This is a genomic window from Herbidospora sakaeratensis (assembly GCF_001570525.1).
Taxonomy (GTDB): Bacteria; Actinomycetota; Actinomycetes; order Streptosporangiales; family Streptosporangiaceae; genus Herbidospora; species Herbidospora sakaeratensis.
The window spans coordinates 17,779-27,733 of sequence record NZ_BBXC01000024.1 but is presented as its reverse complement, the minus strand read 5'-3'; the positions used below and the strand labels follow the sequence as shown (position 1 = coordinate 27,733).

Below are 9,955 nucleotides of genomic sequence, written 5' to 3'. Positions count from 1 at the left end.
GTCGCGGCCGGCCGTCGCCACCTGGGCGCCGTCAGGGCTGAAGGCGAGCCAGTTCACCTCGCCTGGGTGAGACGACCTGGCCTGCTCGCGGCCGGTGGCGGGGTCGCACACCCGTATCGTGCCGTCGTCGCCGGCCGATGCGACGCGGTCGCCATCGGGGGCGAAGGCCACCAGGCGCACCCCGCCGTCGTGGTCGACCCGGGTCAGTTCCGCGCCCGCGCGGGCGTCCCACACCCAGGCCGCGCCGTCTTCGCTCGCCGACACGACCCGGTCACCGCACGGGCTGAACACCGCCGACCAGACCCAGCCGCCGTGGTCCACGCGGGCCTGTTCCCGGCCGGTGGACGCGTCCCACACCCGCACCGAACCGTTCACGCCGGCCGACACGACCCGGCCGCCGTCGGGGCTGAACGCCGCCCTCCACACCCAGTCGCCGTGTTCCACCCGGGCCAGTTCCGTGCCGGTGGACGCGTCCCAGACGCGGGCGACCCCGTCGGCGCAGGCGGTGGCCACCCGTCGGCCCTCGGGGTCGAAGGTCACGGAGTACACCGGGCCGCCGTGGTCGAGCCGGACCGGCTCCGCGTCAGCGCCCGGCGTCCAGATCCACGCCGACCCCGCCTCGGCGGCGGTGGCGAGGCGGCTCCCGTCGGGGCTGAAGGCCAGCGACCACACCCGGCTGCCGTGGTCGAGCCGGGCCAGTTCCGTTTCCGAATCGGCGTTCCACAGGCGGGCCGAGCCGTCCTCACCCGCGGTCGCGACCGTGCCGCCGTCGGGGCTGAACGCCACCGACCACACCGGGCCGCCTCCGTGGTGGAGCCGGAACACGCCGCCGCCGAGCACCTGGGCCGACCCGTCGTCGCCGGCCGTGGCCAGCCGGTGCCCGTCGGGGCTGAAGGCGACCGCGTACACCGGGCCCTTGTGGTCCAGCCAGGCCACTTCGGCGCCCGACGGCACCCGCCAGACGCGTCCTGACCCGTCGGCGTCGGCCGTGGCGACCGTGGTTCCGTCGGGGCCGAACACGACCGCCTGCAGCGGACCGTTGACGTCGAGCCAGGTCAGCACCTCGCCTGAGACCGCGTCGCGCACCAGCGCCGTTCGGTCGAGACCGGCCGTCGCCACCCAGCGGCCGTCGGGGCTGAAGGCGGCCGAGCGCACCGCGCCCTTGTGCGGCAGGCGGGTGCGGACGGTGGCGGCGAGGGTGAGGGCGCGGCGAACCGCCCGTTCGCCTTCGGCGGTCGGGGCCGACTGCAGGGAACAGACGCCGAGCGCGAGCGCCGAGTGCACGTCGCCGCGCAGGGCCGACTCGCTCTCACGGGCGAGCCGGGGGGCGGCCACCCGGACGAGCAGGTTGCCGCGTTCGGCCCGTTCCCGGTCGGCGTTCAGCCTGCTCAGGGTGACGTATTCGGCGACGCCCGCGCTGTCGGCGGCGTGCGTCTCCATCATGTCGAGCGCCTTGGCGAGTGCGGAGCCGCGCAACAGCTGGTCGTCCTCGCGGTCGTTGTCCTCCCAGCGCCGGCGGTCGGCGATGACGCCCGCCTTCCACGACCGGAAGTCCTGACTCAGCGCGGCCCAGCTGGCCAGCCGCCGCCAGCCGCGCAGCAGGGCCTCGTGGGCGACCTCGACGATCTGGTCGCCGCCCGCGGTGGTGGTGATGGCCAGCAGGCGGGCGTCGCGCAGCAGCTCGGCCGTCGGCCAGTCGTCTGAACGCAGGTCGACGCGCCTGATCTGGCGGGCGATCTCGTGGTCGCCGGGTTGCAGGAGTTCGGTGAAGACGCGTCGAGTGGCCTCCTGCTGGGCCGGGGTGAGCGCGGCGAACCGTTCCTCGGCGTAGCGGGCCAGTGTGCTGTGCACCCCGCCGAGCTCGCGGTAGGAGCGGAGGGTGAGCCTGCGGCCCCGTTGCAGCTCCCACAGGCGGGTCAGGGTGAACTCCAGCAGCGGCAGCTCGTTCGGCCTGCCCGTGAAGTCGTCGCAGATCTGCTCGGCGAGCCCGGCGTCGAAGGCGACGTCGCCGGCGACCCGCGCCGGGCCGACGACGGCGAGGTGGAGGTCGTCGGCCGACATCGGCCGCAGGTGGTGCCAGTGGTCCTTGGCGTAGGAGCCCAGTGGCTCGGGGGCCTCGGTGAGCAGCCAGTGGAAGTCGGCCCGCAGGCTGACCGCCACCCGGACGGCCCGGGGCCGCTCGGCCAGCAGCCGGTTGAGCAGGTCGAAGAGGACGGCCCGCTGGTCGGGCCCGCACTCGGTGAAGACCTGCTCGAACTGGTCGATGATCAGCAGCAGGCGGGTGGCGCCCGTGGCGACGCAGACGGAACGGGCCACGCCGGTCAGCCCGCCCTCGGCCAGCCGGTCGTGCCACGCCTGGAGCACCTGGATCGGGTAGGGCAACCCGGTGCCGGCCGCTTCGGCGACCGCCCCGATCAGGCGGGTCATCGGGTCGTCGCCCGGCCGGCACGAGCCCACCGCCCAGGAGCCCTGTTCGCGGAGCCGGGGCACCAGCCCGGCCGCGACCGCCGACGACTTGCCGACGCCCGACCGTCCGGCCACCAGGATGAGCGGCTGTTCCTCGACGGCGGCCGCCAGTTCGGTCACGACGTCGGCCCGGCCGAAGAAGAAGGGCGCGTCGGCCTCGGTGAACGCGCTGAGGCCGCGATAGGGGTTGGGCGGCGGGCGGTAGAGCACCTCCGGCCAGGCGCGGACCAGGGTGGCGGCGCTGATGACGTACACGTCGTCGGCTCTGGTGCTCGTCGGCACGGCCTGCACGATGCCGACCACCTGGCCGGTGCCCTGGTCCCAGACCGGGCCGCCGCTGTAGCCGCTCTGCACCCGGAAGGAGCCGCGCAGGTCGGCGTCGACCTGGAGGCGGGCCGCGTCGTAGGCGCCGGCCAGCGTGCCGGCGACGTTGCCCGCACGGGCGGGCCCGCCGTCGCGGTTCGGCCCCCACGCGCCGACCCGCCGCTCGCCGCACGGCCCGTCGTCGGCCGCCAGCGTGGCCGGTTCGACACCGGGCGGCAGGTCGGCCTCCAGTTCCAGACCGGCGACGTCGGTCTCGTCGAAGGGCAGGCCGTCGCGCGGCATCCAGCGGACGACGGCGGCCATCCGGGTCACCCGGCTGCCGGAGTCGGCCGCGAAGGGGAACTCGACCTCTACCCAGGCCCCGGACGGATCGTCGGCCGTGCGCTCGTCGGCGCCCAGAGCGGTGTTGACCACGTGTGCGCAGGTCACCACGTGGCGGTCGCCGGCGGCGAACGCGACCCCGACCGGCTGGCGGGTGGCCCGGCTCAGGATGCGGGCGAGGTAGCGGTCAGGGCTGGTCCGCGCCATCTTCGCCGCTCTCCTCGACCACGGTCTGACCTGGACCGTTCCAGGCCACCGTCACCTTGAGCGCGGCCTCGGCCTTGCCCTTGGTGAAGATGACGCCCGTCTCGCCGCCGAACTTCAGGCCGAACTCGACGGTGATCGTGTCGGGCGCTCTGGCCGCCGAGCGCAGCCGGGTCACGATCGCCGACACGGCCGGTTCGAGGGTGTCGAAGGCGCCGGCGAGGCTGCGCAACGCCTGGGCGGTCCGGCCGGGCCCGGTGTCGGAGACCAGTTCGACGCCCTGTTCGTCGGCGATGTCGTCGTAGTCGACCTCCACCACCATCACCGGCGCACCAGGGGTGTCGTCCAGCGGGATCCGCATCAACATGAGCAGAAGATAGCCCGCGTCGAATGATTTCTTTAGGGCAGTTCTGTATTTCGCATTTGCGCCAATCCGGTGGTCAGGTAGTCGACGAAGAACGGATTGTGCAGGGCGAACTCGGATCTGCGCGTCCGCACCAGGGTGATCGCGTCGTTCAGGTCGTGGCCGAGCAGGAGCAGGGTCTGCGCCACCACCAGGCCCGAGCGGTTGTAGCCCGCCCTGCACCTGACCAGCACCTTCTTCCCCGACCGCACCGCCTCGGCGGCGAGGTCGGCCATGGCGCAGACCTCGCCGATCTCCGCCGGGTTCAGCGGCCCGTCGGGCACGTGGCAGGCGTGGTGGACGGCCGTGGCCCCCGGGCCGTGGCCGTCGAGGCGGATCATGCTGATGACCACGTCGAACTCGTCGGCCACGACTACGGGAAGCAGGCCGCCGGGGTCATTGCGGAAATGGCCGCCCATGAACAGTCCGGGGATGATTTCATGCCACGGCTGGTCGTCAAAGGGAATGACCTTGTATGCCATTCGCCCATTCTGCGTCAGTAACGCACGGAACTCTGGAGCAGGGGCGGATAGACGATCGAGGGTTCGCCGTCGACCGTGGTCCCGGCGAACTGGAGCATCGACCGCACCTCGCCGTTGACGGCCGCCGGGTAGCCCAGCGTGGGGGCCGAGACCTCGTCGAGGACCCGGAGTTGTTCCTCGGAAAGGGTCGCCTCCACGAGGTTGTTCTCCAGGTGCTCGATCCGGCGCGCGCCGACGATCGGCACCACCGTGCCGGGGCGGGCGCGCAGCCAGGCCAGGGCGACCGATGCCGACGTCGCGCCGGCCTCCTCGGCGACGGCGGCCAGGGCGTCGATGACCCGGTACTCCTCCTCGGTCGGGCCGCCCACGTAGGCGGTCCGGGCCGAGTCGGCGACGTCGGCGCCCCGGCGGTACTTGCCGGACAGGAAGCCGTTCTTCAGCGGGCTCCACGGGGTCAGCGCGAGGCCCTGGTCCAGGGCCAGGGGTGCGATCTCGCCCTCGACCGTGCGGGCGAGCAGCGAGTATTCGACCTGGAGGGCGATCAGCGGGGTCCAGCCCCTCAGCAGGGCCGTGGTCTGGGCCTGGGCGGTGACCCACGCGGGGGTGTTGGAGAAGCCGATGTAGCGGATCTTGCCGGCCCGCACCAGGTCGTCGAGGGTGCGCATCGTCTCCTCCAGGGGAGTGTTGCGATCCCAGTTGTGCAGCCAGTAGAGGTCCAGGTAGTCGGTCTGGAGACGGCGCAGGGTCTCGTGGAGCTGGGCGATGATCGAGCCCCGGCCGGCGCCGCCGCCGTTGGGGTCGCCGGGGTGCATGTTGCCGAAGAACTTCGAGGCCACGACCGTGTGGCCGCGCAGGCCGGGCCGGGCGGCGAAGTAGTCGCCGAGGATCTTCTCCGAATGGCCTTTGCTGTAGAAGTTGGCGGTGTCGACGAAGTTCCCGCCCCGGTCGAGGTACGTCGCGAGGATCTTCTCCGACTCCGCGACGTCGCACCCGGCCGAGCCGGGGTCGTCGCCGAACGTCATCGCCCCGAGGGCGAAGGGGCTGACGCGGAGGCCGGAGCGGCCGAGGGTCACGTAGTGGTCGAGCGGCATGATCGTGCTCCTTTCTTCTTCCTCCATCGAAGCGCTGAGCTGGGCGTTCAGGTAGAAAGATCCGCTCGACCTCTTGCCCGATCCTGCCGTCAGCGAGACGTCAGGCGGATGATCGGCAGTTCCCGGTCGGTCTTCTCCTGGTATCCGGCGAACCGGGGCGACGCGGCGACGATCTGCTGCCAGGCCTGCTCGCGTTCGGCTCCGTGCAGCTGGTCGGCGGTGACGTCGACGGTCTTGCCGTCGAGTTCGATGCGCACCTGGTCGGGGTGGGCGGCGAGGTTGTAGTACCAGGCCGGGTTCCCGGCCGCGCCCGCCGCCGAGGCGACGATCAGCCAGCTGCCGTCCGGGCCGGGGAACCAGCCGACGGGGGTGGTGCGCGGCTGACCGGATTTGCGGCCGACGGTGGTCAGGACCAGCGCATTGAAGCCGCTGAAGCTGCCGCTCTTGCGGATGCGGCGGGCCATCAGCTTGTTGAACCAGACGAACAGGCGCCCGCCGGGCTGGCGGCTGCCGCGGGTTCCGGCGGGGGTGTCGAAGGTCATGGCACACCTCGGTTAGTTAATGGCGCGTACTGTACGCGGCGCTAACTATATGCACGATGTACCGTTACGTCCATGAACGACGTCGCCATCGGACTGGTCCAGCTCACCGGGCTGGTGCAGGGCCGGTACGCGCGGGTCTCCCAGCGGCACGACCTGACGCCCGTCCAGGCCAAGCTGCTGTGCGTGCTGCTGGAGGGGCCGCGCGGGATGGCCGAGCTGGCCGGGGTCTTCGGCGTCGAGAAGGCGGCCCTGACCGGGCTGATGGACCGGGCCGAGAAGCGCGGGCTGGCCCGGCGCGCCCAGGTCCCGGGCGACCGGCGGGCGGTCGCGGTGACGCTGACCGACGAGGGGCGGCGCGCGGCGACGGCCTTCTACGAGGAGATCCACGCCGAGCTGGAGGAGCTGGTCGCGTCCCTGACGCCCGAGGGCCGCACCCACTTCGAGCAGGCGATGGCCGAGATCATCGAACGCTGCGGCGGGGGCTGCTGACCGTCATTCGGCCGCGCGCGGGAACTCCGAGCAGCGGAACGACCCGAAGCTCTCCCGGCCGCGCCGCACCACCACCGTCACCGCGTCGGCGTCGATGTTCGACCGCGCGGCCAGCGCCGCGGCGGCCGTGCAGGTGAGCTGGCCGAGCCAGAGCAGGCGGTCGCGCTGGGCCGGGAAGGTCTCCCGGGGGGCCGGCACCGGCACGGCGGCCGTCTGGGGCGTCTCGACGGTGATCCGCACCTTGGCGTCGTCAGCGGTGACCGAGCCCACGCCGCCGATCCAGTCGGTCAGCTGGGTGCCGAGGCCGAGCCGGCGTTCGGGTTCGCTGGGGCCGTCGACGAGCAGGTTGAGCGTCTCCTTCAGCGACGGCCAGGCCATCGGCCGGGTGACCGCCTTCAACCGCTGGCCCGACACGAAGTAGAGCCGCATGCTGGGCTGGAACCCGCTCGCCGGTTCCCCGCCGTCCTGTACGCCCGTCGGGCTGATGCCGCACCCCGCCACCAGCAGGAGCGCCGCCAGCAGGTATCTCATCGCGGCTCCCTGGGCAGCGTGAGCCGGAACACCGCGCCGCCGCCGGGCCGGTTGCCGACCTCGATCGAGCCGCCGTGAAGGCGGGCGTTCTCCAGCGCGATGGCCAGGCCGAGGCCGCTGCCGTCCGACCGGGTGCGGGCGGCGTCGGCCTTGGAGAAGCGGTCGAAGACGCGCGGCAGCAGCTCGGGGTCGACGCCGGGGCCCGCGTCGGCGACCTCGATGACGATGTCCTGCGCCTTTTTCAGCGAGACGGTCACCGGCTTCGCGCCGTGCCGCAGCGCGTTGCCGACCAGGTTGGCCATGACGACGTCGAACCGGCGCGGGTCGAGCCGGACCCGCACGCCCGGTTCGACGTCCACCTCGACCTCCGACGTCCACCTCCGGGTACGCAGGCTCGCCGCCACCGCCTGCGCGACGTCCACGTCGTCGACGACGAGGCCGACGGCCCCGGCGTCGAACCGGGAGATCTCCATGAGGTCCTCCACGAGCTTCACCAGCCGCCCGGCCTCCAGGTTCAGCAACCGGGCCGCCTCCGGCAGGTCGCCGTCGAGCCGGGCCGACTCCTCCTCGATCACCTCGGCCATGGCGAGGATCGAGGCCAGCGGGGTGCGCAGCTCGTGGGAGACGTCGGCGACGAACCGCCGGGCCATCGACACGTTGGTCTCCAGCGCCTCGGCGGTGGCGTTGAACGTCTTGACCAGCCGGGCCAGCTCGTCGCGGCCGGTGACCTTGAGCCGGGTGTCGAGCTCCCCGGCGCCCAGGCGGCGGGCGGCGCGGTCGAGGTCGCGTACCGGCCTGAGCACCCCGCCGGCGGCGACCAGCGCGAACAGCACGGCCAGCAGCAGCACGGGCAGCACGCCGTTGCGCGCGGCGGCGACCAGCGCCTCCTGGTCGGCGGCCTCGGTGTGCAACGAGGAGACGAGGTAGACCTCGACGCCAGAAGGCGTGCCCTCGCGGCGCAGCAGCACTGGCGTGCCCACCACGAGGTAGGGGTCGCCGTCGCGCACCACCCGCTGGTAGACGAGCCGCTGCTCGGCGGCCACCCGCCGGCGCAGGTCGGGCGTCAGGGGCGCGACGGCGTCGCCCGACGCGACCAGGCCCGAGTCGCCGTAGACGGCCGCGCCGGTCGCGTCGAGGAAGGCGGGCGCGACGCCGTTGGCGAGCTGCTGCAGGGCGGCCCGGCTCGGCGGGTGCTGCATGTTCTCGGTGAGGGTCGAGACGCGGAGCCGGAACTCGTTGACGACCGACCACTCGGTCCGGGTCAGCATGAGGTCGCGGGCCTGCTTGTAGACCAGGCCGGCGGCGGTGAGCGCGCTCAGCCCCGCCAGCACGGCGAACACCACGACCAATCGGGCCCGCAGACCCCTCACAGCGGTTCTCTCACAGGGGCCCGAACCGGTAGCCGAAGCCGCGTGCGGTCTGGACGTAGCGGGGCTGGGCGGGGACGTCCTCGATCTTGGTGCGGAGCCGCTGGACGCACGCGTCGACCAGCCGCGAGTCGCCCAGGAAGTCGAGGTCCCAGACCGATTCGAGCAGCTGCTGGCGGCTGAAGACCTGGCCGGGAGAGGCGGAGAGCTCCAGCAGCAACCGCAGTTCCAGCGGGGGCAGCGTGACCGGCACGCCGTTCTTGGCCACCGTCAGCGCCCCCCGGTCGATCACCAGGTCGCCGTGGGTCTCCTGGCCGGCGTCCAGAGGCGCGGCCCAGCGCCGGAGCACGGCGCGGATTCGCGCCTCCAGCACCCGCGGCCTGACCGGCTTGACCACGTAGTCGTCGGCGCCCGCCTCCAGGCCGCTGACCACGTCGAGGTCGTCGCCCCGGGCGGTGAGCATGACGATCGGCAGGTGGCCGCCGGCCCTGATCCGGCGGCAGACCTCGAAGCCGTCGAGGCCGGGCAGCATCAGGTCGAGCACGACGATGTCCATCGTCGTCTCGCGGAGCCGCCGCAGGCCCTCCTCGCCGGTCCCGGCGGTGGCGACCTCGTGGCCGTGGCGGCTGAGCGACAACCGCAGTCCTTCGCGGACGGACTGGTCGTCCTCGATGAGCATCACCCGGGCCACGCGAACCAGTATCCGGCTTGATCAGCGCATATCCGGCCGAAAGCGACGTTCATTACACGCTGATGACATTCCGCTCATGGCCAGCGGACATCGGGCTGCCAGGATCCCGGGTCGAGACCTAGGAGGATGTATGCGATTCACTCTGGCCGCCATCGGCCTCGTCGCGGCCACGCTCACCTTCGCCGCCCCGGCCGCCGCCGCGCCGTCGCCCGCACCCGCGCCCGCGGAGCAGGCCGGGGAGCCCACTCCCGTGCCGTCGGAGCGGTCGCGGGCCGCCGCGTCTCCGGCGCCGGTGCCGCAGCGCGGCGTCAGCCGCCCGGTTCCCGACGGCGCGCCGCAGACCGGCGGCGGTGTGCCCGCCGCGCTGCCGCTGGGCGGGGTCCTTCTCGTCGCGGGGGCCGCGACGGGCCTCGTCGCCCTGCGGCGTCGCAGCGCGGCGTGACCCGCAGGGTCCTCGGCCTGGCGGCCGCCGCCCTCACCGCGACCGGGACCCTGCTCGCGGGCGGCGCCCTCCTCCCGAGGGAGGCGCCGCCCGCCCCGCCGCCCGCCGAGGCCGTGTCGCGGGCCGTGCCGGTCGTGCCCGCCGCGCATGGCCTGCCCAGGTCACGGCCGGTCCGGCTGGACGTCGAGCGCATCGGCGTGCACACCGGCCTGCTGCTGCTCGGCCTCAACGCCGACGGGACCGTGCAGGTCCCGCAGGAGCCCGAGGACGCCGGCTGGTACGCCCCCGGCTACGCGCCCGGGGAACCCGGCGCGGCGGTGATCCTCGGGCACGTCGACGGGAAGGGCCGCGACGGCGTCTTCCACGACCTGGGCCGGATGCGGCGCGGCGACACGATCGCCGTCACCCGCGCCGACGGGAGGACGGCCCGGTTCACGGTCACGTCGGTGGAACGGGTGGCCAAGAGCCGGTTCCCCGCCGAGCGCGTGTACGGCGCCCTCGACCACCCCGCCCTGAGACTGGTGACCTGTGGTGGGTCCTTCGATGCCGCGACGGGCCACTACCGCGACAACGTCATCGTCTACGCCGATCTGGAGTAGCGG

At 73.2% G+C, this 9,955-nt stretch carries 11 protein-coding genes; 3 read left to right on the top strand and 8 right to left on the bottom strand.

The genetic code is table 11. The features are described from left to right. The 5 genes from AW271_RS33935 to AW271_RS33915 form a co-directional block, all read right to left on the bottom strand. The coding region (locus AW271_RS33935) for an nSTAND1 domain-containing NTPase (protein ID WP_062341711.1) at window positions 1-3,318 on the bottom strand (3,318 nt) is incomplete at its 3' end. Further along, window positions 3,299-3,682: a CU044_2847 family protein gene (locus AW271_RS33930; protein WP_062341709.1), complete on the bottom strand. Its 384-nt coding sequence runs from the start codon at window positions 3,680-3,682 to the stop codon at window positions 3,299-3,301. The genes AW271_RS33930 and AW271_RS33935, both read right to left, overlap by 20 nt. A 32-nt stretch (window positions 3,683-3,714) precedes the next feature. Further along, window positions 3,715-4,200, bottom strand: a complete 486-nt coding sequence (locus AW271_RS33925; RefSeq protein WP_218008248.1) for a protein-tyrosine phosphatase family protein — start codon at window positions 4,198-4,200, stop codon at window positions 3,715-3,717. Window positions 4,201-4,214: 14 nt separating this feature from the next. Further along, on the bottom strand, window positions 4,215-5,291 hold the full coding sequence (locus AW271_RS33920) for an aldo/keto reductase (protein ID WP_062341707.1): 1,077 nt from the start codon (window positions 5,289-5,291) through the stop codon (window positions 4,215-4,217). Between the two features lie 89 nt (window positions 5,292-5,380). Then, window positions 5,381-5,833 carry a nitroreductase/quinone reductase family protein gene (locus AW271_RS33915; RefSeq protein ID WP_062341706.1) on the bottom strand — a complete coding sequence of 151 codons (453 nt, stop codon included), beginning with the start codon at window positions 5,831-5,833 and terminating at the stop codon, window positions 5,381-5,383. A gap of 72 nt (window positions 5,834-5,905) precedes the next feature. Here AW271_RS33915 and AW271_RS33910 point away from each other — a divergent pair, with 72 nt between their 5' ends. Further along, on the top strand, window positions 5,906-6,322 hold the full coding sequence (locus tag AW271_RS33910) for a MarR family winged helix-turn-helix transcriptional regulator (protein WP_062341704.1): 417 nt from the start codon (window positions 5,906-5,908) through the stop codon (window positions 6,320-6,322). A gap of 3 nt (window positions 6,323-6,325) precedes the next feature. Here AW271_RS33910 and AW271_RS33905 read toward each other — a convergent pair whose 3' ends face one another. The 3 genes from AW271_RS33905 to AW271_RS33895 are packed head-to-tail and all read right to left on the bottom strand — an operon-like array spanning window position 6,326 to window position 8,911. Beyond that, the gene (locus AW271_RS33905; RefSeq protein WP_062341703.1) at window positions 6,326-6,853 is read right to left on the bottom strand and encodes a hypothetical protein; all 528 of its coding nucleotides are present in this window, start codon (window positions 6,851-6,853) and stop codon (window positions 6,326-6,328) included. Then, window positions 6,850-8,223 carry an ATP-binding protein gene (locus AW271_RS33900; RefSeq protein ID WP_062341702.1) on the bottom strand — a complete coding sequence of 458 codons (1,374 nt, stop codon included), beginning with the start codon at window positions 8,221-8,223 and terminating at the stop codon, window positions 6,850-6,852. Before AW271_RS33900 ends, AW271_RS33905 begins: the two co-directional genes overlap by 4 nt. A gap of 10 nt (window positions 8,224-8,233) precedes the next feature. After that, window positions 8,234-8,911, bottom strand: a complete 678-nt coding sequence (locus AW271_RS33895; protein WP_169806437.1) for a response regulator — start codon at window positions 8,909-8,911, stop codon at window positions 8,234-8,236. 130 nt (window positions 8,912-9,041) lie between these two features. On the opposite strand from AW271_RS33895, the gene AW271_RS41740 reads away from it, so the two are divergent. Both AW271_RS41740 and AW271_RS33885 read left to right on the top strand, forming a co-directional pair. Next, the gene (locus AW271_RS41740) at window positions 9,042-9,353 is read left to right on the top strand and encodes a hypothetical protein (RefSeq protein ID WP_062341701.1); all 312 of its coding nucleotides are present in this window, start codon (window positions 9,042-9,044) and stop codon (window positions 9,351-9,353) included. Next, window positions 9,350-9,952 (top strand): class F sortase, encoded by a 603-nt coding sequence (locus tag AW271_RS33885; protein ID WP_062341700.1) that lies wholly within the window; start codon window positions 9,350-9,352, stop codon window positions 9,950-9,952. Before AW271_RS41740 ends, AW271_RS33885 begins: the two co-directional genes overlap by 4 nt. Window positions 9,953-9,955: the final 3 nt, after the last annotated feature.

Excerpts from the sequence above, each read along its gene's own strand:
- AW271_RS33930 (WP_062341709.1), bottom strand. The coding sequence starts at position 3,682 with ATGTTGATGCGGATCCCGCTGGACGACACCCCTGGTGCGCCGGTGATG.
- AW271_RS33925 (WP_218008248.1), bottom strand. The coding sequence starts at position 4,200 with ATGGCATACAAGGTCATTCCCTTTGACGACCAGCCGTGGCATGAAATC.
- AW271_RS33920 (WP_062341707.1), bottom strand. The coding sequence starts at position 5,291 with ATGCCGCTCGACCACTACGTGACCCTCGGCCGCTCCGGCCTCCGCGTC.
- AW271_RS33915 (WP_062341706.1), bottom strand. The coding sequence starts at position 5,833 with ATGACCTTCGACACCCCCGCCGGAACCCGCGGCAGCCGCCAGCCCGGC.
- AW271_RS33910 (WP_062341704.1), top strand. The coding sequence starts at position 5,906 with ATGAACGACGTCGCCATCGGACTGGTCCAGCTCACCGGGCTGGTGCAG.
- AW271_RS33905 (WP_062341703.1), bottom strand. The coding sequence starts at position 6,853 with ATGAGATACCTGCTGGCGGCGCTCCTGCTGGTGGCGGGGTGCGGCATC.
- AW271_RS41740 (WP_062341701.1), top strand. The coding sequence starts at position 9,042 with ATGCGATTCACTCTGGCCGCCATCGGCCTCGTCGCGGCCACGCTCACC.